The organism is Pseudomonas sp. 3A(2025) (assembly GCF_054589175.1).
On the sequence record NZ_BAAILM010000002.1, the window covers coordinates 1 to 25,007 of the forward strand.

Below are 25,007 nucleotides of genomic sequence, written 5' to 3' on the forward strand. Positions count from 1 at the left end.
GCCTGGCCCACGGTGACGGACGCTTCGCCAAACTGATGGCCGGTTACGCCAAGACCGACCTGCTGATCCTGGACGACTGGGGCCTGTCACCGTTTACCGCCGCCCAACGCCGCGACATGCTGGAACTGCTGGACGACCGCTACGGCCATCGCTCGACACTGGTGACCAGCCAGATGCCGGTGGATAAATGGCATGCACTGATCGGCGACCCGACCTTGGGCGATGCGATCCTCGACCGGTTGGTGCACAACGCTTACCGCATCGAACTGAAGGGTGAGTCGATGCGCAAGCGCGCAACGAAATTGACGGTGAGCGGTACTTCAGACTAACAATGCAGACCTGCGTCGCTGCGCTCCGACTGCCTGTCCAAATGGACGTGGATCAGGTGTCCAAATGAGCATGGAACGAGTGTCCAAATGGTAGCGGTCTGAGTGTCCAAGTGGCGTGGAATGCGCATTTCAAGCAGAGGGTCAAGACAGCAAGCGCGTTGCAATGCTATTTGAAATACCCATTGCAGTAGTGGATGCAGCAGTCACTTATGAGCATGGAATCGCTGCTTGAAATTTCTGATCGATAACAATCTTCCACCCGCCATCGCCCGAGCTCTGCATGAACTCTGCAAGGCCGGTGGGCATTCGGTTGTTGCGCTGAAAGACAAGTTTGCGGCCAATACGCCAGATGTTGACTGGATTATGGATCTCCCTCAGGAAAGCGGCTGGACAGTCGTCTCGCAAGACCGCTTCACAAAGGGCGATGCAGAGAAACTGGCGTTTCGTGAATCGGGACTGCCCATTTTTTGTTTGGCCAAACAATGGGGACAAATGAACTACTGGCAAAAAGCTGAAAATCTGGTGTGTTGGTGGCCTGCGATCATCCAACAGTCCGAACTGATACGCGGGGGTGCCGCATTTCGAGTGTCCTGGAGATTTTCGGCTCCTGGCAAGTTTGATCAAATAAAGATCTGAGTTTGATGCCCTTATAAAGCCAACGACAACCTGACCCCCTCATAAATCGCCGCATGAATATCCCGGCTCGCCACCGCATCGCCGATCCGAAACAACTGAAAGCGCCCCTCAGGATACGTAGCCAACGTCTGCCCCCGCACCTGAACAAACGCCTCCTGATCCAGCTCCCCGCGATTGCTCGACCTCTCCTTCAACGCAAAATACAGCTCATCCATCGGCAACGTCCCATGCTCGACCACCACATGATCCACCACCCGCTCAAAACAACTGCGCGTCGCCTCACACCACAGCCTGGCCACCCGCTTCAAACCTTCAGCCCGTACCCCGATCAGCCGCTGTGAAAACGTCTGCTGCACGCCCTTCTCGACAAACACCTTCAAATACGCCGGCATATTCAACCCGCCGACATCCGGCCCGAGCATGTTCTCCCCTGTCACCAACTGCACCGTTACCCCCGACATCTGCGCCAGCACTTCGGTGCAGCTCATCGCCTGATGCCCGCCGTTACCATCGAACACCAGCACATCACCGCTCGGTTTGAAGTCGCCGCTCAGCACGTCCCAACTGCTGTGTACCAGTTCGCTGCCCTCTTGCAGAAACTCGCAGTCGGGTATCCCGCCGGTGGCGACGATCACCACGTCCGGTTCCAGCGCCAGTACGTCCTCAGCCTCGGCATAGCAGTTGTAACGGATGTTGACGCCCAGCCGTTCGCACTCGCTCACGCGCCAGTCGATGATGCCGATCAGTTCGCGGCGTCTGAACGGCATGGCGGCGATGCGTACCTGGCCGCCGGCTTTGTCGGCGGCTTCCAGCACGGTGACGCGGTGCCCGCGTTCGGCGGATACGCGGGCAGCTTCGAGGCCTGCGGGGCCGGCGCCAATGATGACAATGTGCCGACCGGGCGCCTCACTTGGCGGGGTGATGTGCGGGATGCTCGCTTCGCGGCCGGTGGCTGGGTTGTGGATGCAGTGCGCTTCGCCGGAGATGTAGATGCGGTCGATGCAGTAGCTGGCGCCGACGCAGGGGCGAATACGTTCTTCCTGGCCGGCGGCGACTTTGGTCAGCAGGTGCGGGTCGGCCATTTGCGGGCGGGTCAGGCCGACCAGGTCGACCAGGCCTTCGCGCAGGGCGTGACGGGCGGTGGCGACATCGCTGATGCGCGCGGCGTGCATCACCGGCACTGGCACTGTGCGGCGCACGGCGCCGGCCAGTTCCAGGTGTGGGCCGGCGGGCGTGCCCATGCCGGGAATGACGCGGGACAAGCCTTCGCTGCTGTCGATGCGGCCTTTGGTGACGCTGATGAAGTCAATACTGTGATCGACCAGCGTGCGGGCGATGGTCAGGCCTTGTGCCTGATCGATGCCGCCGGGCAAGTCTTCGTCGACGGCCATGCGCACGCCGATGATGAAGTCTGGCCCGACCGCCTTGCGCATGGCGTTCAGCACTTCGAGCGGGAAACGCAGACGGCCTTCGAGGTCGCCGCCGTAGCCGTCCTGGCGCTGGTTCGACGGACTCCAGAAGGCGTCGAACAAATGCCCGTAGGCTTCGATTTCAACCCCGTCCAGGCCACCGGCCTTGCAGCGTTCGGCAGCTTCGGCGTACTGGCGCACGATGCGGGTGATGTCGAAGTCTTCCATCTGTTTGGTGAAGCTGCGGTGCGAGTGTTCGCGGCCGCGCTGTGGCCACATCAGCGGCAGCCAGTCGTCGGTGAAGTTGCTGGCGCGCCAGCCCAGGTGCGAGATCTGGCACATGACGGCGCTGCCGTGCCGGTGCACGCCGTCGGCGAGTTCGGCCAGCCATGGCACCACTTCGTCCTTGTACAGATGCAGGTTGCCGAAGGCCGGCGGGCTGTCGGCGGCGATGATCGACGAGCCGCCGATCATGGTCAGGGCCACGCCGCCCCTGGCTTTTTCTTCGTGATACAGCCGGTAGCGCTGGCGCGGCATGCCGCCTTCGGAATACGCCGGCTCATGGGAAGTGCTCACCACGCGATTGCGCAGGTGCAGGTTTTTCAGGACAAAGGGTTGCAACAGCGGGTCATTGGCGCTGGCCATAAGTACATCCTCATCAGCGGCGACAGCAAGTCAGGGCTGGGTGACAGCTGCGGTCTTCGCCGCTTCGAACATCGCCTGGAAGCGCGGTTTGTTGGCGGCGTAATAGCTCGCCACCACGGCATCGACGCTGCTTTCGCGAGCCTTCATCATCAGGTCTTCAAGCTCGGCCAGCGGCATCGAGTAATGGGCGAAGAAGTACGCCACTTGCGGGTGTTGCTGACTGAAGCCCTTGCGCGCCACGGCATGGATCTGCTCGGCGCCGCCAAACAGGCCTTTGGGATCGTCGAGGTAGCGCAGCTTCCACTTGGAGAACATCCAGTGCGGGTTCCAGGCATTGATGACTGTCCACTGATTGCGGCGCAGGCTGCGGTCCATTTCGGTGAGCATGCCGGTTTCGGAGGAGGCAATCAGTTTGTAGCCGGTCAGTTTGTAATCGTCGATGGCCTGCAGCGACAGCTTGTACTGGCCGTTGCCGGCCTCGGAGGTGAGGATGCGGCTGCCGAGCTTTTCACGCACTTCGGGTTTGTTGAGGTCTTCGACCGTCGACACTTCGCTGGCCGGCACGATATCGGGCACTGCCCAACCGATACGGCCCTGATAGAGCACGCCAAGGTCTTCAAGCTGGTCCTTGTATTTATCCCAGTAGCCCTTGTGGGTGTTGGGCAGCCAGACCATGGGGATCAGGTCGATATTGCCGTTGGCCAAGGCCTGAAACAGAATGCCGATGTCGGCCTGGACCATTTTCACCGGCTGCTTGAGCTGATCCTGCAAGGCAGTTTGCGCCAGTTTGGCGGTGATCTCGGTGTCGGACCAGTTCACCCAGCCGATGCGCACCGGCTCCGTTTCGGCCGCATGGCCCAGCAGACTGCTGGTGGCGAGGGCCAGGCCTGCGAGCCAGACATAAGCTTTTGGTCTGATCAGGGGGTAGACGGTCATCGGCTTTTTCCTTCAACGTGGGTGGTGGGCGTTCCTGGCAGTCGAAGTCAGCGCTGTTGCTTTTTTTCAATGACAACAAAGCAAAGCCCGGGCCGCAACCGATTAAAACTGCCGGTTGAGATAAGGAAATGTTATGGAAAGGCTACGTCGACGCTTGCCGCCCCTGACCGCACTGGTGGTGTTTGAAGCCGCTGCTCGCCTGCAGAGTTTCACCCTGGCAGCCCAGGAAATGTGCATCACCCAGGCCGCCGTCAGCCGGCAAATGCGCCTGCTTGAAGAGCACCTGGGCAATCCGCTATTCATCCGCAATCATCGCAACGTGACGCTGACCAGCGCCGGGCAGCGGCTCTTTGAGGCCGTGGACGAAAGCCTGGAGCGCATCGCTCAGGCCAGCACCGAAATCCGCAGCGATGCCAGCGGCGCGATCACCATTGCCGCCACCGTGTGCATGGCCACGTATTGGCTAATGCCACGTCTGGATGCCTTTCAGCAGCAATGTCCCGAGGTGTCGTTGCGCTTGTTCGCACTGGACCGCGAGGTGGATCTACGCGCCGAGAACGTCGACATCGCCATCACCTGCGGCGTCGGCGGCCAGCGTCATGGCGTGCGCATGAGTTACCTCATGGATGAAGAACTGGTGCCGCTGTGCAGCCCGGCGTACCTGCAAGGCCGAACCCTGACCGAGCCGCAGCAATTGCTCGACGAACGCCTGCTCAACCTCGATCGCGAACACTGGCGCGGCTTCAACTGGGCCGTCGCCGACTGGGCCGCCTGGTTCGACCAGATGAACGTACGCGGCACGCTGCCACCGGCACGCATGGCCTTCAACAACCACGCCCAGCAGATCCAGGCAACCCTGGAGGGACGCGGTATTTCGCTGGGCAGCCCGCACATGCTGGTCGACCTGATCGCAGACGGCCGTTTGATCGAAGCCCTGCCCCATCGCTACGCCACACGGCGCGGGTACTACCTGGCCGTGAACGAGCACTCGACCCGACCGCGCGCAGTGGCGGCGTTGCAGGCGTGGTTGGGGAATGCGGGTCAGTCAGCGTCAGACCACGATAAAGATTCCCTGCTGTCCGCCGAAATAGTTCAGACAACCCCATCGCGCTAAACCCGCGTAACCGGGCTGCCTGGTGCCTCATCTCTTCGGACAGTGATCCTCACGATGAAAATAAAAAACAAGCTCGTCCTGGCCTTTGTCCTGGTCGCTTTCATTCCGGTCAGCCTGGTCGCAGTGATCTCGATACTGAACATACGCTCGCAAGCGGTCGATCAGTTTCTGGATGGCAGTACCCGGGAAATACGCCAGATCGACGGCAATATCCGGCAGTTCTTCGACGCCACCAACCAGAACGTCGATCAGATGGCCACCGATTCGCGCTACACCTCGATCGCCAGCCTGAAAAACTATCAGGCCGCCGATGCCGCCAGCCAGCCACTGCCACCGGCAGCCCGACAGGCCATCGATGCGTTTGCCCGTTACGGTGAAACCCACCCGGCAGCCGCCATTCTGTCCATCGGCCTGGAAGACGGCACCTACGCCAAATGGCCGGATGACCCGCAGTTGTCGAAGTACGACCCGCGTGCGCGGCCCTGGTACAAGGCGGCCATGGCCAGCCCCGGTAAAACCGTGCGCACCGCTGCTTACTACTACGACAAAGACGCTGTCGCGCTGGTCGGCAGCGCCCGCGCCATGCTCGATGAAGCCGGCAAGCCCAAGGGTGTGTTCGTCGTCAGCGTGTCGCTGAAAAACCTTACTGAACTGGTCAAAAGCATCAAGCTGGGCGACAGCGGCTACGTGATGCTGATCGAAGACGGCGTTGTATTGGTCGACCCACGCGACGCCGCGCATAACTTCAAGCCGCTCAAGGACCTCGGCGAGCCGTACGCCAAACTGGCGGCCACCCCCCAAGGCTCTACCGAGGTCGAGATCGATGGTGTGCGCTACATGGCCAATGTCTGGACATCGCCGGGCCTGGGCTGGCGTTACGTCGGCTTGATCGAGCACAAGGAGGTCATGGGCGCAGCCACACACATGACCTGGCTGATCGCCGGCATCGTGGCGGTTCTGGTGCTGTTCTTTGCACTGCTGGCTGCGGCGTTTTCCAAAGTCATCGTCAAGCCTATCGGCCAGGTCAGCACCGGTTTGCAGTCGATTGCCGAAGGCGAAGGCGACCTTCGCCACGACCTCAAGGTGCAGGGCAAGGATGAAACCGCCGAGCTGGCCGGCTGGTTCAACAAATTCCTCGCGGCCATACGCCAGTTGATCCAGCACATCGGCGCCGCCTCGACCAACTTGCAAGACGCCTCGCGGGTGAACAGCGAAGTCGCCAGCAATATGAATCAGGCAGCGGCCCGTCAGCGAGAAGCGGTAGAGATGGTGTCGACCGCCTTCAACGAAATGGTTGCGACCGCCAACGAAGTGGCCCGCTCGTGCAGCGCCGCCGCAGGCTCTGCCGAGAGCGGTCATCACCGCGTGGCAGAAGGTAAGCAGCAGATCGAGTTGACCACCCAGAACGTCAATCGCCTGGGCCGCCGCTTGTCCGAGTCGTCGCAGGCCATGGTCGAGCTGGAAGAAGGCAGCCGCAGCATCAACCAGATTCTGGGCACCATCCGCGCCATTGCCGAGCAGACCAACCTGCTGGCACTCAACGCGGCCATCGAAGCGGCACGCGCCGGGGATCAGGGCCGAGGCTTTGCGGTGGTCGCCGATGAAGTCCGGGCACTGGCCAAACGCACCTCCGATTCCACCGGTGAAATCGACCAGTTGCTCAACTCGCTCGGCAGCAAGACGCAGGAAGTCTCGCAGAAGATGGAGAGTTGCCTGGACCTGTCACGCGCCAGCGTGTCGTCGATCGAAAACGCCCGCGACAGCTTTGAAGGCATCCAGCTGTCGGTCAATGAAATCAGGGATCAAAACCTGCAAATCTCGGCGGCCGCCGAAGAGCAGCACAGCGTTGCCGAAGAAATCAACCGGCATATCCAGCAGATCTATGACGAATCGCGGCTGGTCGAAAGCCTGGCCAACTCGGCGCAGGAAGACTCGGGCCGGCTTTCGCATCTCTCCAGTGAGTTGAACGGGTTGGTGGGGCGCTTCAAGTCGTAACGGTCAAATCCACCAGCCGCAACCGGTCACGCCCGCCGCGCTTTGACTCATAAAGCGCGGCGTCGCCCTGCTCGATCAGCCCTGCCAAGGTCGCGGGTGCCTGATCGAACAGGCTGGCGCCAATGCTCAGGGTGACGGCCTTGGGCGTGACAAACGTCTCTGCCGCAACCTTGTGAAACTGTTCGCGCAACATGCTGCCCAGTGCCCCGATCTGTTCGCATGAGGTGTCGCGCAGCAGGATAACGAACTCGTCACCGCCAAGCCGGGCGGCGAGTGAGCCTTTGGGCAGTTCGGCGCGGATCAGTTCGCTGAGGGTGACCAGCAGCCGGTCGCCGGCAGTGTGGCCATGCAGGTCGTTGACCAGTTTGAAGTTGTCGATATCGATCAACAGCAAAGCGCCGGGCGTGTCGGGTGAGACATCTTCAAGCAAGCGCGTGGCGCGGCCCTCGAAGGCGCGGCGGTTGTACAGCGCGGTCAGCGGGTCGCGGGCCGCCAGCCGGGCGATACGCCGCTCGCGACGATGACGCTCGGTGCCGGTCATCGACAGCGCGATCAGCATCACCGCCATGACACCCTCGACCAGCGAAATCTGAATGATCTCGCCGCGCAACGACGCCAGATCGATCAAGGTGCCCGGCACCACCGCCGTCGCCGCCTTGATGATGTAGAACAGCCCATGCAACAGCATGACGTAGCGCAACTGCACCGCGCCGACGCTCAACGACTGGCCATGCGGGCGCAGCAAAAAGCTGGCGCGCAGCGACAGCAGCGCCACCAGCAGGGAGTTGGCCAGCAGCATGACCCTGGACCATGACGGGTCGGTCGGCAGTAATAACAAGGCAAACCAGACCACACCGATCAAATACCAGGCACGCGACAGGCGCACCTCGGTAAAGCGGGCAACGCCCAGTAGAAACAGCCAGTGCGCAACCACCAACAGACCATTGGCGAACCAGATGCCGATCAATAACAGGCCGCTGCTGCGCAGCAACGCCAACATGCAGCCCACGCTGATCGTGGCGAAACCTGCGCTCCAGAACAGCAGCGAAGACTCACGCACACTGCGCCACTCGATGGCCAGATACAGCGCAGCGGAGGCGGCCAGGGCAATGGTGAGCACCAACATGGTGAGAGGGTCGAGCGCCATAGACTGACGGGCCTGAGTGAGTTGCCTTGAAGAAAATGGATTGTAGGCGTTTGAGGGGATTTTTCAGAGTGTTCATCAGAGACATCCTGTGGCCATCACTTGTCTGCCCTGCATCGCCACGCTAGGCTGCGCGCCGTTCGCTGCAAAATCAGCGACCGGATTTAGCGATCCGCACTATCCAGACGTGACAGCGTCACCCTACCTGCGTCAGGCTCACGCTTGAGGTAGGTGTCATGGCGGCTGTGCGTCGGAGATCTTCGGGTCTGCCGGTTTTCTGGGTACCGGTTCGCTAACCTTCGCACAGCTGCCACCCTTAATTGAATGCAGTGGATCGTCATGCGATGAAAATCGTCCATGAACGACTGAAGACTTGAAGCGTGAGTTGGGCTTGGGGTAAAAGCCAACTCAAGCACTCACCGCTTTACTAATCACAATGCCCGCAGCACTGCCATCTGCTCCTGACGACGTAAAGCTGGAACGAAAACCCAGTTTATCGAGCATGTCGATCATCGCGTCGATGGTAAATTTCTCGATTTTTCCTTTAGCCAGATCAGAGATGCGCGACTGGGTCACGCTGAGCCTGTCGGCGACTTCGTTCTGCTTGAGGCTCAAGGTTTTCAGACATTGGGTAATGAAAATGGCAAGGTCCATTTTCAGCGCCATCTTGCTGGCCGCGCCCTCGTCGTAAGTCACGTGAAAAGGGCTATCGTGATACTGAAGAGCCATTGCCATACCCTCGCCAAAATATATCAAAACTGCGATAAAAAGCTTATAGCGTGTCAGCAATGGCTCAAGCGACTTACGAAAAAATCATCATATTCCTACCTGCTACTGTCAGTTTTCCAGGGTCAACTCTTTAGCAGCGAGCTCACCTCTCCGTTGCCGTAACGTCCTACACGATCTGCACTCAATTCCTCGGCCAAGCGCCTGTAGCCATCACCTGTTCCGATTGCCTCAAGGTGGTTAACGTAACCATCGCTCGCTGCAAAATCAGCGACCGGATTTGACGATCCGCTCTATCCAGGCATCATATGCCCCCTGTCACTGCCTCAAGCGTATGCTTGAAGCCTGTGTTATGGCGGCTGTGCGTCGGAGACCTCAGGGTCTGCCGGTTTCCTGGATACCGGTTCGTCAACCTTCGCACAGCTGCCACCCATTCGTTTGACGACGTTGTTTGGCAGCTCCATATCCAGGAGTTATACGAATGTACCCGCTCAACCCCCAAGCCCCCTGTACAAAGCAATTTCAAGCCACCCTCTTCATCCGCCACCACCGCATGCTGCGCGCCATTCTGTGCGATGGGCAGGCGTGGTTCTGCCTGGCAGATCTGGCCCGTCTGATGGGCACCCGACTCGATGAACGCGCCACCCTCAAGCTCGACCCGGACCAACGCCGCACCGCCTGGCTGGAAGCCCACGCAGAGTGGGAAAAATGCCTGCTGGTCAGCGAGTCCGGCATGTTTGCCTTGCTGGTACACCACTACGTGCCCGAAAACCGCACCCTGCGCCAGTGGATGACCCATCAGGTGCTGCCTGAACTCCATCAGCAACAACACGCAGCCCACGATGATCAGCCCAGCCTGAGCCGGTTGAACTGGATGGGCAATTCGCTGCATCTGCTGCACTGGCGAAATGAGTCATGGGTGCGCTGGCAGGACAATGCCGCAGGCGGTGCTGGAGCTTCCGGCCGCACCACAAGGATGGTGGCAGCGAATGGTGGGAAAGGTGCTGAACAAAGGTGAGGCGTTGCGGATCGGTTGATAGGGACATCATCCCCTCTACCAAATCTGACTATCTGATTTAAATAGATATAAAAATCACCACACTCGGAGTGGCTTTAGTCTGGGCGGCAATCCGACGAAGGCCTCAGCGCAATTTTTTGGCGCCTGCTTCCCGGCTAAAGCCAGTCCTACGAGCCTGTGTCTGCCGCGCGACAGCGCTGTATCAGCGACAAAGCGCGGCCTCCCTATCGAATTGTCCAGGTTCAACACGTCAGAAAAACAGGAAGCCAGACACTATGTCGAACACTGACTGGGCACACCTTGCGACACAGCAGGACTCGGACATTGATACGAGCGATATCCCCGAACTGGACGAGGCGTTTTTCAGCAATGCTGAGCGTCGCGCTCCAGTAGAGCCGGCGGTTAACGTACTTCTTGATGCTCACGTCCGAGAATGGTTAAAGCGCTTATTGAAAATCTGCCGTTTTCTGTTGTCTACCCTTCCCAAGCCCCAGCGCCCTGCTGAACACAAGGAGCCCTCTTCATGCACAGCAAACTGGACGACACCACCCGCGACGCCATCGCCTTCATCAACACACTTTACGATCAAGACCTTATCGGCTGGCCCATCGATTTCGAATCTGCGTCTTACAGCGATCAGGAGCTGGCCGAAACCTTTGGCCACTGGTTTGGCGGGCAGCGCTGGGCTGCGGCGGGTGACAGTTTTGTGCAGTTTGGCCAGGACGGCACCGGCTCGATGTTTTTGCTGTGGTATTACCCCGGCCTGAACGCGCAGCCGCCCGTGGTGTTTCTCGGTTCAGAAGGCGAGACGAGTCTGGTGGCGAGCACTATCGAGGATTACATTCGGCAACTGGCCAGCGGCAAGCAGTTCTTTGACGGTGCCTGGCTGGAGCCGGATGAGGATGACGAACGCAAACTGGACTGGCAGGCCCTGGCCCGGGCGGTCGATGCACGCTACGGCCTGGGCGATGCGACGCCTGAGCAACTGGCGGAAAAAGCCCGGCGCGAGCATCCGGACTTTGACCAGTGGGTTAATTCAAACGTTGAGTACGGATAGTCACGGCTTTATACCAACTGCACCGTCACTGCGGGCAGACCTTCGATAACGCCGTGCACCAAACCTGGCCCTTCAGGGGTAAACAGTCCGGTGTACGACCCCGTGGTGATCACCGTATCAGTCGTCAGGGTCAGGCCCTGGCGGCTGTAGTGGTTGACCAGCCACGGCAGCAGCAAACGCGGGTCGCCAGCAGGATTCGCGCCGGGGCCGTTGGTGATTTCCTTGCCGTCGAAGGTCAGTGACAGCGCTGGCTGGTTGAAGACGAAGTCTTCTCGGTATTCGACGAACTTACCGACGATCAACGCGCCGTGGTTAAGCAAGTCGGCGAGCATCGCCAGCGGCGTGACCTTCGGCCAGCCCTGATAACGGCTGGCCACCACCTCGATGGTCGCGGCCACCGAGCCGATGCCGGCGTAAACCTCGGCATCGCTCCACGGCTCGCTGCGTGGGGCAAAGCTGCGCTTGAAGCGAAAGGCGATTTCCAGCTCCAGTGCACCTGGCACATAGCCTGCGCGTGGCAGCGAGATGCCGCTTGGCAACAGGCCATCGGCCGGCAGTGCCGAGCCTTGCACCGGACCATTCGCAGCGGCCAGGCCAATCTTCCAGCCGCCCACGGTGGTGCCGCGCTGGCGCACGATGTGCTGTTGCACGGCGTAGGCCGTTGCCGTGTCCGGCACCTGTTCGGCGGACGGTGGTTCGACCAACCGACCGGTTTGAGTCAGGTGTTCGGCGATAAGGCGGAGTTGATCGGTCATGCAATGGCTCCTTCAAAAGACCCGAGAAGTATAAGCATCAGTTGCCTTCCAGCACGCCCAGTGCCCCGGCCAGCCGGTTGTCCCACAGCGAGCTGACATCAAGGGCCTGCCGCGCCACGCCCTTGGCGTGCAAAAAGTCGGCGGCCTGTTGTTGCTGGCGAATGAAACGCGGGCTGGCCGCGTACAACCGCCGCCCTCGCCCGCCTTCAAGCCCGGCCTGTTCGCGGTAGATGTCCAGGCTGATGCCTGTCAGTTCATGACTGCGCTGCGCCCAGGCCTCCGGGTTGGCGTCGAGCCAGCGCAGCGTGCGGTCGGCGCGTTGCAGGTAATCGGTGATGGCCGCCAGCCGGCGTGGGTCATCCAGTGCCTTCTGGTTGGCGCAGATCAGCGAGTTGCCGACATACCCCTCGGCGGCGCTGGCAAGCTCGCGGCCGCCGTTGGTGCGCTGGGCGATCAGCGTGTCGGAGCCCTGGGTGATCCAGGCGTCCAGTTGCCCGGACAAAAACGCCGGCCGGCCCATGTCCAGGGTCAGCGCAGCCGGCACGATGTCGTCGAACGTCAGGCCGTTCTGCTCCAGCAGCTTGAGCAAAAAGTAATGCTGATTGGAGGCCTTCAGGTAGCCGACACGCTTGCCCTTGAGCTGCGCCACGTTCTCGATCTTCGAACCCGGCGGCACCACCACCGCCAGCAGCTTGTTGACGATCACGTTGTTGGCCACCCCGACCAGGCGAATACCGTCCAGGCTCTGGCCCCAGATGGTCAGCGGAATATCGGTGAAGCTCATGCCGACATCGATGTCACCCGCCGCAATCGAACGCAGCGCCACATCGAACGGCACGAACACGTTATGAACCTTGTACGGCGTGTCGGCCTCGCCGGCCAGGTCCATGAACTGGGTGTAGTTGATCTTATAGGTGGCGACATTCAGGGTGATGTCACCCAGCGCCGAGGTGTCGGCCATGCCGCGCAACGGCCAACTGCCAAGGGCGGCGACCGCACCGGTCGCGCCCATCAGGCCAATGAATTGCCTGCGATTGAAGCTCATCAGAAAGCCACCTCAAGACGCCCGTAATAGAAGCCGCCGTACTGGCCGAACGGGCTGTTCGACGCATACAACTGCGCGCCGCTGCTGTCGGCCACGCTGCTCTTGTCGGGGTAGACGTTGAACAGGTTGTTGGCGCCCAGTGCCACGGTGACCGACTTGGTCAGTGCATAGGCCACGTCGAGGTCGGTGACCCAGTTGGCGCCATAATGCTGGTCGGTGGCCGAATTGGTGGCGCTGGTGATCAGGTCATAACGGCCGTAGCGGGTCAGGTGCAGATTGACGTTCCAGTCGTCGACCTTCCAGTTGCCGCCTAGCACCAACTTGGTCTTGGGGTTGTAGTCGGTGATGTAGCCCTGGGCTACGCGGTTGAACAGGGTCAGGTTGAGTGCCGCCAGTTGCGCCGGTGAGTCGGCGATGTCGGTGATCTTCGTCTCGTTCCAGTTGAACGCCGCATCCCAACGCACGTTGCCCAAGCGGCCGAAGTCCTGCTTGTACGAGCCGACCACATCGACGCCGCTGGTCTTGGTGTCGATGGCGTTGGCGAAATACGACAGCGACTGGCTGCCAGCAAAGCCGTTGGCGATCAGGATCGAATTGACACCGGCGCCGCCCAGAAAGCCGGTCTGGGCGATGCGGTCTTCAAGAATGATGTGATAGGCATCGACCGACACGTTGCTGTTTTCGGTCGGCGTGTAGTTCAGGCCAAGGCTGAAGTTGGTCGACTTCTCCGGGGTCAGGTCCTTGGCGCCCAGCGCCTGGCCCAGCGCCGAGTCCGGGCGCACCAGGCGGGTGGTGCTCAGGCCGGGGCCGAGGCTGGCGTTGTAGCCCATCGACGAGTTGGCATAGCCGGTCTGCGACAGCGACGGCGCGCGGAAGCCGTTGCTCACCGTGCCGCGCAGGTTGAGGTCGTCAGTGAGGATGTAACGGGTCGAGAGCTTGCCGTTGACGGTGTCGCCGGCCGCGTCGTCGTAATGCTCGCCGCGCGCTGCCACGCCGACGAACCAGCGGTCGGTCAGGTCGAAGCCCAGGTCCAGGTAGGTCGCATAGCTGTTGCGCGACAGGTCGGCGGCGTCTTCGGGCAGGATGGTGATCGCGCCCTGCGCACCGACGGCGGCGGCACTGCCGGCCAGTGGCCCGCTGGGGTAGACATAGCCGCCATTGGCGTAGGCCAGCGGGTCGTGAATGATCGTCTGGTAACGCTCGTGACGGTGCTCAAGGCCCCACGACACCTGCACTGGATTACGCAGGCCGACATCGAAAGCGCGGGTCAGGTCGAGGTTGTTGGTCCACTGCGAAAACTCCGACGAATAGGTGTCGAACCCGGTCGGCGTGGTCGGGCCCAGCGACGGGTTGACGGTGTTGACCTGCCGGTGATCGGCGCGGTTGCTGCCGTAGGTGCTCGACACATCCCAGTGCCAGCCGTGAAAGTCCTCGCCCTTGATGCCGCCGGCAAACTGATAGTCCTCCTCGGTCAGTTCCAGGCGCTGCTGCATCACCGAGCTGCCAAACACTTCCGGGATGTAGCTGGTCGAGTTGGGCAAACGAAAGCTCTGCCCGACCACGCCCTCGCGGTGGCTCCAGGTGCTGAACGAGTACAGCGTTACGTCTTCGCTGAGCGGCAGTTCGGCGTTATACGACAGGTTCAGTGCTTCGATCTTCGGCAGGCCGCCCTGGTTGACGCGCTTGTCGACGGTGTTTTCCCGTGCATCGCCCGGGAAGTAGAAATTGCCGCTGGCTTCGCCATTGCGCAACGTCCAGTTCTGTTTTTTCGCATCCAGCGCCAGGTTGAGAAAGCCATCGCCGGGCAAGGCAAAGCCGTGGTTCAGCGTCTGGGTGTAGGTGTCGCCGTCGCTGCGGTCCTTCCAGCGATAGCGCTCGCCCACAGTGGTCACCGCTTTGCCGCCGCTGTCGTTCTGCTTGAGGACAATGTTGATCACGCCGGCAATCGCGTCAGAGCCGTACTGCGCCGCCGCGCCGTCGCGCAGCACTTCGATGTGATCAATGGCGCTGACCGGGATCAGGTCCAGGTCGACCGGGTTGGCGCCGGACGCCTGGCCGCCAGCGGTCAGGTTGGCGGTCGAGGTGTTGTGGCGGCGCTTGCCGTTCACCAGCACCAGCACATGGGCCAGGCTCAGGCCGCGCAATTGCGCCTGGCGCTGAATGGCGTTGCCGCCCTGGTTGTTGGAGGTGTTGACCTGAAACGACGGCAGCAGTTTTGACAGCGCATCGCGCAGGTTGCTGTTGCCGCCGCTGATGGCATTGAGCTGCTCGGCGCCGATCACATCCACCGGCGCCGGGCTGTCGGCGGCGGCGCGCTGATCGCCCCGGTTGCCGATACTGACCACCGTGCCAAGCACCGATTCGCCCGTGCCGTCGACGTCTTGCGCACCGAGCGCCTGGGCTCCATAAACGCTGAGCAATGACAGCGTCAGCAATGAAAGCCGGTGCATCCGGCGCAGTGGAACGTGGCTCATCGTGCATCCCTAAGATAAATAAAACCCGACCTCCCGGCATTCAGCGGCGGGAATCAGGTGGATTGGAAAAGTCGAGGGCGATGCCGAGGGTTCGGTAATCGGGGGACAGGTCAGTCGCGGAAGGAATCTAGCAAGCAGCTAAAAATAAACGAAATACATTATTGAACTATTCTTATATGCATAACTGTAATCATATAAACATCAGACCGGCTCGACGCTGACCCAATAGCGGGTCAGGTAACGCACCTTGACCGGCAGGCTCTGGCTCAGGTTCTCCAGCGCCGTGTCAGTGTCGTCGAGACGGAAGGCGCCAGAAATGCTCAGGCTGCGGATCGACTCACTGCAACGCAGCACGCCTGGGCGATAGCGGCTCAGCTCATCGAGAAAGTCGCCCAGTTGCCAGTCATTGACACTCAAAAGGCCCTGCACCCAGGCCGTCGAACCTTCCGGCAGGCGCTCAGGCTGGCTGACCTGGTTGCGGTCGAAGGTCACCTGCCAGCCGGCAACCAGGCGGTTTACATGATGGATGCTTTGCAGCGGGCGCACCTGCACGGCGGCTTCCAGCACCCCGACGCGGGTCTTGCCGGCCAGTTGCCGCACACTGAATCGAGTGCCCAGCGCCAGAGTGCTGCCTTCTTCGCTCGACACGATAAACGGCCGCTGCGCCGGATCCCTGGCGGTTTGCACCAGAATCTCGCCTTGATGCAGCTGGATCAGCCGTTGCTCGGCATCGAAGCGGATATCCACGGCGGTGTCGGCATTGAGCACCAGCTGCGAACCGTCTTCGAGTTGCAAGGTGCGTCGCTCGTTACCCCGGGTGTGCTGCTGAGCGAGCAACGCCCGATACGGCACATACCCGGCCGCCAGCCAGCCGGCACCGCCGATAGCGAGCAAAATTGAAAGCACCTTGAGCACCTCACGGCGTTGCGCCTGCGCTGCACTCAGGCTGGACAATGCCGCCTGCTGCGGTATGCGCGCCCACTGGCTTTGCAGCAGTTCGACCCGCTCCCAGGCGGCGGCATTCTGCGGGGACTCCCTGAGCCATTGCTGCCAAGCCTGGATACGCACCTCATCGACAGCGCCATCGTTGAGTTGCGCATACCAGGCAGCAGCGGCTTCCAGAGTCTTGAGGTCCGGCACAGCACTCATCGGCTGCGCCCACTGTGGCGTGGGTATGAGGTCAATGGATCACGTCTCTTCATGAGATAGAATTTCAAGGGCTAATAATAATTGATCGCATTATTGACAGCATCATGCATTTACACAAACCCGCGACGAGCACTTGGCGAACGCTCTAGCGTGCGTATTTAAAGAAAATTCACATTTCCTAACATTAGTTCTAAAGCTGAACCGATCAGGGTCGATAGTCAGCTATCTATCACTCAATAAACGGCCTCCCCCATGAATTTGAGAAACCTCAACATCGCTCCGCGATCACTGCTCTGCTTCGGCTTTTTTGCCGCGTTGATCACCGCCCTCGGGCTGTTTTCGCTGTACCAGGCCTCAAAACTCAAAGACTCGCGTGAGATCCTGCAGAACCAGGTCATGCCGGCAGGCCAGGCCATCGCCAACATTGAAAGCGACCTGTTGACCATCCGCCTGGGCAATACCAATTTGCGCATCGCACAAAATCCTCAAGCCCTGGACCTGGCGCGCCAGCGCATCAATCAGGGGCGTACCGACCTGCAAACCGATGTGCGCAAGCTCAAGCCTTTGCTGACCGATGATGCCGGGCAAAAGGCCTATCAACAGATGGAAACCGACCTCAACGCTTACCTTGGCGTGCACACCCGCTATCTGGAAGCAGTAGAGCAAAAGCGCGAGGACCTTATCAGCGCCCTGTCCAGCCCGTCTGGCGAGCAGACCCAAGCGGCTAACCGTCTGACTCAGGATATCCAGACCATCAACCAACTGACCGACGCCATGCAGGCGCGCTCCGATGCCGTGGCCGACCAGACTTACACGCAGGCGCGTTACGTCACCATCGCCGCGATTCTGGTTGCGCTGGTTGCCACGTTGATTCTGGCGGCGCTGTTCACCCGTGGCCTGGTCGCCCCGATTGCCAAGGCGCTGGCGGTGGCCGAGCAGATTGCCGGCAATGACCTGAGCAAGCCGATCGACGTCGATGGCCGCGATGAGCCAGGCCGCCTGCTGGCCGCGTTGTCGGTGATGCAGCAGAACCTGCGGCGCACGCTGGGTGAACTGGGCGACTCGTCCAATCAACTGGCGTCTACATCAGAAGAAATGACCGCCGTGACCGAAGATGCCCTGCGCGGCATTCAGCGCCAGAACGACGAAATCAACCAGGCCGCAACCGCGATCAATCAGATGAGCGCTGCCGTAGAGGAAGTCGCACGCAACGCGGCACTGGCCTCAGACGCCGCGCAGGATTCGAGTGACTCGGCCAGAAATGGTCGCCAGCGCGTTGGCGAGACGGTCACGGTGATCAACGAACTGCACGAAGCGGTCGGCAATACGGCCACCGAAATCGATGGCCTGGCCGTGCAGGTGCAAAGCATCAGCGGCGTGCTGGATGTGATTCGCGGCATCGCTGACCAGACCAACCTGCTGGCCCTCAACGCCGCCATCGAAGCCGCACGGGCCGGTGAAGCAGGTCGCGGCTTTGCCGTGGTGGCCGATGAAGTCCGGGCGCTGGCGCACCGTACCCAACAGTCGACCGCCGAGATCGAAACCATGATCGCCTCGATCCAGAGCGGCGCCAGCAAGGCCGTCACCGCCATGGGCCTGAGCAGCGAACGCGCGCGCACCAGCTTGAGCGTCGCCGAAGCCGCTGGCCAGGCGCTGGCCGACATCACCGCCGCCATTGCGCAGATCAACGAGCGCAACATCAGCATTGCCTCGGCCACCGAAGAACAGGCGCAAGTGGCCCGCGAAGTGGACCGCAACCTGACCAGCATCCGCGACCTTTCGCTGCAAAACTCGGCCGGTGCCGATCAGACCGCCGCCGCCAGCGGCGAACTCTCGCAGTTGGCCGTGGGGCTCAATCAAGTGGTCCTGCGTTTTCGTACATAACCTGCGTTAAACAAGCACTGCGCAGGGAGGCGCAGCGGCTTATTCCATCTCAAGCCTGACCGGCTTGTCCTTGTGCAAGACTTCGAACTTCGCGGCCTTCTCGTTCCAGACCACCACGCCTTTGGTCTCGGTCATTTGCGGGCCTGAACCGACATAGCGGTAGTCACTCATGAAGATCAGATTGCTGGAAGGCTTGTACGCGCCCTCCTCGGTCGAAGCCTCATTCATCGGCGCCTTGTAGATCTTGCCGTTGTTCGTATCGATGAACAGCGTCGCGGTGCAGCCCGATCCACAGCCATAACGGGTCACCACAAAGTGCCCGGCAAAATCAGGCGCTTGCCCGACTACAGCCTCTGCCGCTTCCTTGGACTTCCAGTATTTGGCGGTGTCCGGGCTCGACTTCCAGTCGATCTGACCCAGTGCTTTGCTTGAGACAGTCGAAGCAGGATAAGCCTCGAAACGGTAGCGCGGGTCAGCGTGCACGGCGGCTGCGCTCAGCACACAACCTGACAACAGCAAACCACTCAGAAATCCTTTCATTGACTCGATCCGGCGTATTGAAGAGCTGAGCACGGTATCGCAGGGCGGGTGAGGCTGACAATCGAGGTGGCCACAATGACATCCATGTAGGAAAAACGCCCACTGACTATAGGTATTACGCCCTTACATAAGCAGAACCGTCTCGATTTTCTCTGAGTCAGACAAAGCCTGCTGTCCTGATGATTAATAAGGATATGAAAATTATCGAATTCGTAGGGGGAAGTCGGATCGCCGCCCGGTTGAGCTTGCGAATGCTGACTATATGCTGCCGAATATGTTGAATGTACCGGCCTCTTCGCGAGCTTTACGCTCGCTCCTACTGGTCCATTATTTGCTGCGCGACAGCGCTGTGTCAGCTGCAAGGCATGGGCTCTTACGAATGTGTTGAATCAGATCATGGCATTGTGTTTGCTGCGCTACAGTCTTGCTACTCGTCAGGACGTTGAAAAAGAGGTAATCCGGATGTACCACTATGTGGAATGCGGCCTGACCAATGTCTGGCTATGCAATGGCTTCCTGATGAAAAAAACGGTTCATGGCGAAGCCATCGCGATTACCGATGTCACAGGGCTGCACGATGCCATTGGCAAAGCCACCGCTGAAAAACCGGCGGTATTGAACGGAGCAGAGTTTCGGTTTCTTCGTAAGGAGTTGGGGCTGTCCCAGGAAAGTCTGGGAGAAATCATGGGTGTCTCCGGGCAGGCCGTCGCCATCTGGGAAAAAAGCGGCAAGGTTCCGCTGGTCAACGAGCGTTATCTACGCGGTCTGTATCTTGAAGCCAAGACCGGAGAGGCCGATCTATTGGCAGCTCTGAATACAATCAATCAACTCGATCATGAACGCTATCAACTGAATCTGGCGTTTGAAGGCCAGTGGAACAGTCAGCCCCAAGCGTGTGCATAGCTCTCCAGCATATGAAGCCTGCCTGCTTCAGTTTTTGCCCTCTCCAACCTCCAGCAACGAGTCGTTCTTCAATGAATATCCAATCCAGCAGTCTGGCCGTTTTGATGCTCGGTTTTTGCAGTGTGGTTCAAGCCCAGGAACCGCTTTCCCATCTCGACAGGGTTCAGCAAGCCGGGCAGTTGACGGTGTGCACCACCGGTGATTACAAGCCCTACACGTTTTTGCGTGAGGACGGTGAGTACGAAGGCATCGACATCAGCATGGCGCGCTCGCTGGCGCAAAGCCTGAATGTGTCCGTCAAATGGGTGCCGACCACCTGGAAAACCCTGATGCCCGACATGTTGGCAAACAAGTGCGACATCGGTGTGGGCGGTATTTCGGTCACGCTGGAACGGCAGAAGAAAGCGTTCTTCAGCAGTGTTCTGGATGTGGACGGCAAGATTCCGTTGGTGCGTTGTGAAGACCAGGCGCTGTACCAGACGGTCGAGCAGATCAATCAGCCTGCGGTGCGCCTGATCGAACCGGCCGGCGGCACCAACGAGGCCTTCGCCCGCGCCTGGCTGCCCAAGGCGCAACTGGCTTTTCACGACAACAACACCATCTTCCAGCAACTGCTGAACAAGCAAGCCGATGTGATGATCACCGATGCTTCCGAAGCGCTGTATCAACAGAAGCGTTTGCCGGGGCTGTGTGCCGTCAACCCGTCGCGCTATATGCAATACGGCGAAAAAGCCTATCTGTTGCCGCGCGATGACATCGCCTGGAAAAGCTACGTCGACCAATGGCTGCACTTGAGCAAGGCCACCGGCGCCTATCAGAAGGTTTTGGGCGAATGGCTGGCTTTGCCGAATCAATAAGACAAAGACATCAGACAACTGTAAAAAATACGAAACGATTTTTTATTCAAGCTGTCACCAAAGACAGCGCAATCTCATTCACGACTGCGACAGTAGAGCGCTTGACACTTAGCGGGAAATCATTGGTTACATCTAGAAATGAGTCTGCTAACATCGTACGACCCGTGATGAGCAAGCGATCAAAAAGTATCGCATCTCTGTAAATGGACCGGTCCGCATCATGGGGACCGGCCACCCCGATGCAAACGAATCACAATGAGAGCAGCCCTCAAGGCCTGCCAGCCCCTGTTACGAATGCCCGCGCCTGCGATAACGACCTGCGTCGTCTGTCCGTGGTTCCGTTTGCCCTGAAAAAGGTGGCAGGCCGGCATTCGCAACCTGAAGCCAGCAACGTTTACATCCATAGAGCACTGTGTCGTCCGGGATTTTCTTGTGAGCCGTCATAGGTGGTCCCTGTATGTTGTTGAACAAGCCGACGTCACGAAGGAAGTTTCTGCTTTCTTCCCTGATTGCCTTGCCTGCGCTGGGCGTGACCGTAAAGGGGCTCAGTGCCGCGGTTGCGGCCGACATGGTTGCGCCAAGCCTTGAGTCCTACTCCCCCACGTTTTTCAGCCCGGCCGAATGGGCCTTCATCATGGCTGCGTGCAACCAGCTGATTCCTGCCGGTGGCCGTGGTCCTGGTGCGCTGGAAGCCAACGTGCCGGTGTTCATGGACCAGCAACTGGCCAGTGACCTGGGCAGCGAAATCTATCTGGAAGGTCCATTCGACCTGAATGCGCCCAAGACCCTGGGCTACCAGATTCCGTACCGTCCGCAGGACATCTATCGCAAAGGCATCAAGGCCGTCGAAGCCTGGTGCAACGAGAACCTGAACGGCAACTTCGCCGCTCTTGAAGCCGCTAAGCAGACTGACGTGCTGAAAAAGCTGCAGGCGGGCGACCTCAAGTTCAATGCCTTCGGCGAGGACATTCTCAAGTCACCGATGTTCTTCTCAGAAGTCCTGTCGCTGGCCCAGCAAGGCTATCTCTCCGACCCGATCTACGGCGGTAACAAGGGCATGAAGTCGTGGATCGCCATCGGCTTTCCCGGCGCACGCGCCAGTTACCTGGAGTGGGTTGCGCAGCACAACGTGGCGTACCCGCTGGGCCCTGTAAGCATCAGTGGCGAGCGCGGCTGACCCCTTTCGTAAGCGTTAGAGCGAGCAAGATTTTTATGGCAACTATTACCAATGACGAAGTCGACGTTGTTGTCGTCGGCCTCGGCTGGGCAGGCTCGTTGATGAGCATCGAACTGGCCCAGGCCGGTTTGAAAGTCCGCGCCCTGGAGCGCGGCGAAGACCGCAACAACGCCGACTTCATGTACCCCAAGCCGGCTGACCAGTACGCCTACGGCGTGCGCAACAAGATCATGGTCACCCCGAAAGACGGCGCCCTGACCGTGCGCCACAACATGAGCAGCACCGCGCTGCCGACCCGCAAGTGGGGCGCGTTCGTGCCCGGCACCGGCGTTGGCGGTTCGGGCCTGCACTGGACCGGCGTGCTGATTCGCCCGACGCCCACCGACATCAAGCTCAAGACCTACGCAGACCAGGCCTACAAGAAAGGCATCCTGCAAGAAGACATGCGCATCGGTGACTACCCGTTCACCTGGGACGAGATCGAGCCGTATCTCGACCGGTTCGACAAGATCTGCGGCCTGTCGGGCAACACCGGCAACCTCAACGGCAAAATCATCGAAGGCGGCGACCCGTTCGAAGGCCCGCGCTCCAGCCCCTTCCCGCTGCCGGCACTGGAAGACACGCTGAACTGCTCGATGTTTGCCGAGGCGGCACGCAAGCTGGGCTATCACCCGTTCCCGAACCCGTCGGCCAACGTCTCGCGCGCCTGGACCAACCCGTACGGCAACCAGATCGCACCGTGCAACTACTGCGGCTATTGCAGCAAGTACCCGTGCCTGAACTACTCCAAGGCCTCGCCGCAAACCGCAGTGATGGATGCGCTCAAGCGCATGGACAACTTCGACTACAAGGTCAACGCCAACGTCCTCAAGGTCGAACTGCACCCGGATGGCAAGACCGCGCGCGGCGTGACCTACGCAGACGGCGACGGCAATCTGGTCTTTCAACCGGCCAAAATCGTCGTGCTGGCCGGCTTCCAGTTCGTCAACGTGCGCCTGATGCTGCTGTCCGGCATCGGCAAGCCGTACGACCCGATCACCGAGACCGGCACCATCGGCCGCAACTACGCGTACCTGAGCGTGGGCGCCAGCACGCTGTTCTTCAAGGACAAGAATTTCAACCCGTTCGCCACCGCCGGCGCCACCGGGCAGATGTTCAACGACGTCTCCCCGGGCAACTACGATGGCGCGGCACTGGGCTTCATTGGCGGCGCCAAGATTCACAGCTCGCAAGCCACCGGCACCCCGATCGGCACCTCGCTGCCCGCCGGTACGCCAGAGTGGGGCCAGGGCTGGAAAGACGGCATGGCCGACTGGTACGGGCACTCGATGAAGGTCAGCATCTCGACCGGCTGCATGTCCTATCGCGACCACTACCTGGACCTGGACCCGACCTACAAGGATCCATGGGGCCAGCCGTTGCTGCGCATCACCTTCGACTGGAAACAGAACGAGCTGAAACTGCAGCAGCACCTGCGCGGCATCGTGCAGAACATCACCAAAGAGCTGGGCCCGGACAGCGTCTCGGAAAGCTTCCTGGGGCTGGATTCGCACTGGGACATCACCAAGTACGTATCCACCCACAACGTGGGCGGTGCGGTGATGGGCGAGTCGCCAGAAACCAGCGCCCTGAACCGCTACCTGCAAAGCTGGGACGTGCACAACGTATTCGTGCCGGGCGGTAACGCCTTCCCGCAGAACTTCCAGGCCAACCCGACCGCACTGATCGGCGCGCTGACCCTGTTCGCGGCGCAGGCCATCAAGGATCAGTACCTGAAAAACCCTGGCCCGCTGGTGCAGGCATGAGGAGCGAGAAAGTGAAGTCCAAATCCCGTTCTTTGCTGATCGCCCTGATCGTGATCGGCGTCGTTCTGGCGCTGCTGGGCTGGCTGGTTGCCGGCCTGCTCAACCGCGCAGGCGATGCCAGCGCGAAGCTGTCGCAACCGGTCACCCCCGAGCTGATCGCCAAGGGTGAATACCTGGCCCGCGCCGGTGACTGCGTGGCCTGCCACACCGCACACAACGGCCAGCCGTTTGCCGGCGGCCGTGGAATCGAATCGCCGATCGGCACCATCTACGCCACCAATATCTCGTCCGATAAAGAGACCGGTATCGGCGGCTGGAGCTACGGCGAGTTCGAACGCGCCGTGCGTCGCGGCATCGGTCATGACGGCAGCGCGCTGTACCCGGCAATGCCATTCCCGTCCTATGCCCGCACCAGCGATGAAGACACCCAGGCGCTGTATGCCTACTTCATGAACGGTGTAGCGCCGGTCAAGCAGGCCAACAAGGCTCACGATATTCCGTGGCCGCTGTCGATCCGCTGGCCGCTGGCCTACTGGCGCACGCTGTTTGCGCCGACGCCTGAAAAAGCCGCCGTTTCGCTCAAGGCCTCGACCGAAGGCAGCGATGCTCAGGTCGCGCGCGGCGCGTATCTGGTGCAGGGCCTGGGCCATTGCGGTTCGTGCCACACACCCCGCGCCCTGACCATGCAGGAAAAAGGTCTGGATGAAAAAGACCGCGACTACCTGACCGGCAGCGAACTCAACGGCTGGACCGTCCCTGCCCTTCGCGGCATGCAGCACTGGTCCAAAGAAGAAATCGTCGACTATCTGGGCACCGGCCGTAACGCCAAGGCTTCGGTCGGTGGCGAAATGACCGATGTGGTGGCCAACAGCACCTCGCACATGACCGACGAAGACCTGAGCGCCATCGCGGTGTACCTCAAGTCCCTCGACGGCCATAAAGCGCTATACACGCATAAGCCGGCAGACAGCGAAGCGACCACGGCCAAGCTGACTGCGGCCAAAGACCTGAGCCTTGGTGAGCGTCTGTATCTGGACAACTGTGGCGCCTGTCACTTTGTTGCCGGTAATGGTGCATCGCGGATCTTCCCGCCGCTGGATGGCGCGTCGATCATCAACGCCGACAACCCGACCGCGCTGATCCACGTGATTCTCGCCGGCACCCAGACGCCGTCGACCGAGCGCGCACCGTCGGTGCTGCCAATGCCGGGCTTCGCCTGGCGCCTGGATGACAGCGAGACCGCCGCCCTGGCGACCTTCCTGCGCCAAGGCTGGTCGAACAGCGCCAGCAAGGTGTCTGCCGAGCAGGTCAAAGCCATTCGTGCCAGCCTGAATGCTGGTCACGACACAGCCAAGACCACGCTTGAGCCGTCAAAAGCCCAGCAGTAAACGCTGAATGGATCTGGCCAC

General features: G+C 60.4%; 19 protein-coding genes and 4 pseudogenes. 14 read left to right on the plus strand and 9 right to left on the minus strand.

Annotation, left to right across the window (positions count from 1 at the left end):
• Together ACYP2A_RS00240 and ACYP2A_RS00245 are read left to right on the plus strand one after the other, a co-directional pair.
• The coding region (locus ACYP2A_RS00240; protein WP_459741677.1) for an ATP-binding protein at positions 1 to 329 on the plus strand (329 nt) is incomplete at its 5' end.
• A 228-nt stretch (positions 330 to 557) separates the two neighbouring features.
• The gene (locus tag ACYP2A_RS00245; RefSeq protein WP_459741680.1) at positions 558 to 965 is read left to right on the plus strand and encodes a PIN-like domain-containing protein; all 408 of its coding nucleotides are present in this window, start codon (positions 558 to 560) and stop codon (positions 963 to 965) included.
• Positions 966 to 976: 11 nt separating this feature from the next.
• Here the strand turns inward: ACYP2A_RS00245 and ACYP2A_RS00250 are convergent, their stop codons facing one another.
• Both ACYP2A_RS00250 and ACYP2A_RS00255 read right to left on the minus strand, forming a co-directional pair.
• Positions 977 to 3,019, minus strand: a complete 2,043-nt coding sequence (locus ACYP2A_RS00250) for an oxidoreductase (protein WP_459741681.1) — start codon at positions 3,017 to 3,019, stop codon at positions 977 to 979.
• A 30-nt stretch (positions 3,020 to 3,049) separates the two neighbouring features.
• The gene (locus ACYP2A_RS00255; RefSeq protein ID WP_459741683.1) at positions 3,050 to 3,955 is read right to left on the minus strand and encodes a glycine betaine ABC transporter substrate-binding protein; all 906 of its coding nucleotides are present in this window, start codon (positions 3,953 to 3,955) and stop codon (positions 3,050 to 3,052) included.
• Between the two features lie 133 nt (positions 3,956 to 4,088).
• Here ACYP2A_RS00255 and ACYP2A_RS00260 point away from each other — a divergent pair, with 133 nt between their 5' ends.
• From ACYP2A_RS00260 to ACYP2A_RS00270, 3 genes and pseudogenes are all read left to right on the plus strand, one after another.
• Positions 4,089 to 5,069 carry a LysR substrate-binding domain-containing protein gene (locus tag ACYP2A_RS00260; RefSeq protein ID WP_459741685.1) on the plus strand — a complete coding sequence of 327 codons (981 nt, stop codon included), beginning with the start codon at positions 4,089 to 4,091 and terminating at the stop codon, positions 5,067 to 5,069.
• A 54-nt stretch (positions 5,070 to 5,123) separates the two neighbouring features.
• Positions 5,124 to 6,209: pseudogene (locus ACYP2A_RS00265) on the plus strand (cache domain-containing protein); the annotation flags it as partial.
• Positions 6,210 to 6,335: 126 nt separating this feature from the next.
• Positions 6,336 to 7,064 carry a methyl-accepting chemotaxis protein gene (locus tag ACYP2A_RS00270; protein ID WP_459741900.1) on the plus strand — a complete coding sequence of 243 codons (729 nt, stop codon included), beginning with the start codon at positions 6,336 to 6,338 and terminating at the stop codon, positions 7,062 to 7,064.
• Here ACYP2A_RS00270 and ACYP2A_RS00275 read toward each other — a convergent pair.
• Entirely contained in the window at positions 7,054 to 8,211 is a 1,158-nt protein-coding gene (locus tag ACYP2A_RS00275; RefSeq protein ID WP_459741687.1) for a GGDEF domain-containing protein, read from the minus strand. The genes ACYP2A_RS00270 and ACYP2A_RS00275 overlap by 11 nt on opposite strands.
• A gap of 405 nt (positions 8,212 to 8,616) precedes the next feature.
• Complete coding sequence (locus ACYP2A_RS00280) at positions 8,617 to 8,937, minus strand: helix-turn-helix domain-containing protein (protein WP_459741689.1); 321 nt, start codon at positions 8,935 to 8,937, stop codon at positions 8,617 to 8,619.
• A 478-nt stretch (positions 8,938 to 9,415) separates the two neighbouring features.
• Here ACYP2A_RS00280 and ACYP2A_RS00285 point away from each other — a divergent pair.
• Both ACYP2A_RS00285 and ACYP2A_RS00290 read left to right on the plus strand, forming a co-directional pair.
• Positions 9,416 to 9,971 (plus strand): annotated as a pseudogene (locus ACYP2A_RS00285) (BRO-N domain-containing protein).
• A 504-nt stretch (positions 9,972 to 10,475) separates the two neighbouring features.
• A complete protein-coding gene (locus ACYP2A_RS00290) occupies positions 10,476 to 11,009 on the plus strand; it encodes a hypothetical protein (protein ID WP_459741691.1) in 534 nt (177 codons plus the stop codon).
• Positions 11,010 to 11,017: 8 nt separating this feature from the next.
• Here ACYP2A_RS00290 and ACYP2A_RS00295 read toward each other — a convergent pair whose 3' ends face one another.
• The 4 genes from ACYP2A_RS00295 to ACYP2A_RS00310 all read right to left on the minus strand — a co-directional run bounded on the left by ACYP2A_RS00295 (position 11,018) and on the right by ACYP2A_RS00310 (position 16,432).
• A complete protein-coding gene (locus ACYP2A_RS00295; protein WP_459741693.1) occupies positions 11,018 to 11,764 on the minus strand; it encodes a 2-keto-4-pentenoate hydratase in 747 nt (248 codons plus the stop codon).
• A 37-nt stretch (positions 11,765 to 11,801) separates the two neighbouring features.
• Positions 11,802 to 12,809, minus strand: a complete 1,008-nt coding sequence (locus ACYP2A_RS00300) for an ABC transporter substrate-binding protein (protein ID WP_459741695.1) — start codon at positions 12,807 to 12,809, stop codon at positions 11,802 to 11,804.
• A complete protein-coding gene (locus tag ACYP2A_RS00305; protein ID WP_459741697.1) occupies positions 12,809 to 15,283 on the minus strand; it encodes a TonB-dependent receptor plug domain-containing protein in 2,475 nt (824 codons plus the stop codon). Before ACYP2A_RS00305 ends, ACYP2A_RS00300 begins: the two co-directional genes overlap by 1 nt.
• Before the next feature lie 201 nt (positions 15,284 to 15,484).
• The gene (locus tag ACYP2A_RS00310; protein WP_459741698.1) at positions 15,485 to 16,432 is read right to left on the minus strand and encodes a FecR domain-containing protein; all 948 of its coding nucleotides are present in this window, start codon (positions 16,430 to 16,432) and stop codon (positions 15,485 to 15,487) included.
• Positions 16,433 to 16,684: 252 nt separating this feature from the next.
• Between ACYP2A_RS00310 and ACYP2A_RS00315 the strand changes: the two are divergent.
• Positions 16,685 to 17,134 (plus strand): annotated as a pseudogene (locus tag ACYP2A_RS00315) (MCP four helix bundle domain-containing protein); the annotation flags it as partial.
• Positions 17,135 to 17,215: 81 nt separating this feature from the next.
• Positions 17,216 to 18,316 (plus strand): annotated as a pseudogene (locus tag ACYP2A_RS00320) (methyl-accepting chemotaxis protein); the annotation flags it as partial.
• Positions 18,317 to 18,355: 39 nt separating this feature from the next.
• On the opposite strand, the gene ACYP2A_RS00325 reads toward ACYP2A_RS00320, so the two are convergent.
• Positions 18,356 to 18,856, minus strand: coding sequence for a hypothetical protein (locus tag ACYP2A_RS00325; protein WP_459741700.1), 501 nt, complete (start codon positions 18,854 to 18,856; stop codon positions 18,356 to 18,358).
• Between the two features lie 408 nt (positions 18,857 to 19,264).
• On the opposite strand from ACYP2A_RS00325, the gene ACYP2A_RS00330 reads away from it, so the two are divergent.
• The 5 genes from ACYP2A_RS00330 to ACYP2A_RS00350 all read left to right on the plus strand — a co-directional run bounded on the left by ACYP2A_RS00330 (position 19,265) and on the right by ACYP2A_RS00350 (position 24,986).
• Positions 19,265 to 19,759, plus strand: coding sequence for a transcriptional regulator (locus tag ACYP2A_RS00330; RefSeq protein WP_459741702.1), 495 nt, complete (start codon positions 19,265 to 19,267; stop codon positions 19,757 to 19,759).
• Positions 19,760 to 19,830: 71 nt separating this feature from the next.
• Complete coding sequence (locus tag ACYP2A_RS00335) at positions 19,831 to 20,616, plus strand: transporter substrate-binding domain-containing protein (RefSeq protein ID WP_459741704.1); 786 nt, start codon at positions 19,831 to 19,833, stop codon at positions 20,614 to 20,616.
• Between the two features lie 457 nt (positions 20,617 to 21,073).
• Positions 21,074 to 21,793: a gluconate 2-dehydrogenase subunit 3 family protein gene (locus ACYP2A_RS00340; protein ID WP_459741706.1), complete on the plus strand. Its 720-nt coding sequence runs from the start codon at positions 21,074 to 21,076 to the stop codon at positions 21,791 to 21,793.
• Positions 21,794 to 21,828: 35 nt separating this feature from the next.
• Complete coding sequence (locus ACYP2A_RS00345) at positions 21,829 to 23,598, plus strand: GMC family oxidoreductase (RefSeq protein WP_459741708.1); 1,770 nt, start codon at positions 21,829 to 21,831, stop codon at positions 23,596 to 23,598.
• An 11-nt stretch (positions 23,599 to 23,609) separates the two neighbouring features.
• The gene (locus ACYP2A_RS00350) at positions 23,610 to 24,986 is read left to right on the plus strand and encodes a c-type cytochrome (protein ID WP_459741710.1); all 1,377 of its coding nucleotides are present in this window, start codon (positions 23,610 to 23,612) and stop codon (positions 24,984 to 24,986) included.
• The last annotated feature ends 21 nt before the right edge of the window (positions 24,987 to 25,007 follow it).

What these genes read in the sequence shown, in the direction of transcription:
- ACYP2A_RS00250 (WP_459741681.1), bottom strand. Translation starts at nt 3,019, where the DNA reads ATGGCCAGCGCCAATGACCCGCTGTTGCAACCCTTTGTCCTGAAAAAC.
- ACYP2A_RS00255 (WP_459741683.1), bottom strand. Translation starts at nt 3,955, where the DNA reads ATGACCGTCTACCCCCTGATCAGACCAAAAGCTTATGTCTGGCTCGCA.
- ACYP2A_RS00260 (WP_459741685.1), top strand. Translation starts at nt 4,089, where the DNA reads ATGGAAAGGCTACGTCGACGCTTGCCGCCCCTGACCGCACTGGTGGTG.
- ACYP2A_RS00270 (WP_459741900.1), top strand. Translation starts at nt 6,336, where the DNA reads ATGGTGTCGACCGCCTTCAACGAAATGGTTGCGACCGCCAACGAAGTG.
- ACYP2A_RS00275 (WP_459741687.1), bottom strand. Translation starts at nt 8,211, where the DNA reads ATGGCGCTCGACCCTCTCACCATGTTGGTGCTCACCATTGCCCTGGCC.
- ACYP2A_RS00280 (WP_459741689.1), bottom strand. Translation starts at nt 8,937, where the DNA reads ATGGCTCTTCAGTATCACGATAGCCCTTTTCACGTGACTTACGACGAG.
- ACYP2A_RS00290 (WP_459741691.1), top strand. Translation starts at nt 10,476, where the DNA reads ATGCACAGCAAACTGGACGACACCACCCGCGACGCCATCGCCTTCATC.
- ACYP2A_RS00295 (WP_459741693.1), bottom strand. Translation starts at nt 11,764, where the DNA reads ATGACCGATCAACTCCGCCTTATCGCCGAACACCTGACTCAAACCGGT.
- ACYP2A_RS00300 (WP_459741695.1), bottom strand. Translation starts at nt 12,809, where the DNA reads ATGAGCTTCAATCGCAGGCAATTCATTGGCCTGATGGGCGCGACCGGT.
- ACYP2A_RS00305 (WP_459741697.1), bottom strand. Translation starts at nt 15,283, where the DNA reads ATGAGCCACGTTCCACTGCGCCGGATGCACCGGCTTTCATTGCTGACG.
- ACYP2A_RS00310 (WP_459741698.1), bottom strand. Translation starts at nt 16,432, where the DNA reads ATGAGTGCTGTGCCGGACCTCAAGACTCTGGAAGCCGCTGCTGCCTGG.
- ACYP2A_RS00325 (WP_459741700.1), bottom strand. Translation starts at nt 18,856, where the DNA reads ATGAAAGGATTTCTGAGTGGTTTGCTGTTGTCAGGTTGTGTGCTGAGC.
- ACYP2A_RS00335 (WP_459741704.1), top strand. Translation starts at nt 19,831, where the DNA reads ATGAATATCCAATCCAGCAGTCTGGCCGTTTTGATGCTCGGTTTTTGC.
- ACYP2A_RS00340 (WP_459741706.1), top strand. Translation starts at nt 21,074, where the DNA reads ATGTTGTTGAACAAGCCGACGTCACGAAGGAAGTTTCTGCTTTCTTCC.
- ACYP2A_RS00345 (WP_459741708.1), top strand. Translation starts at nt 21,829, where the DNA reads ATGGCAACTATTACCAATGACGAAGTCGACGTTGTTGTCGTCGGCCTC.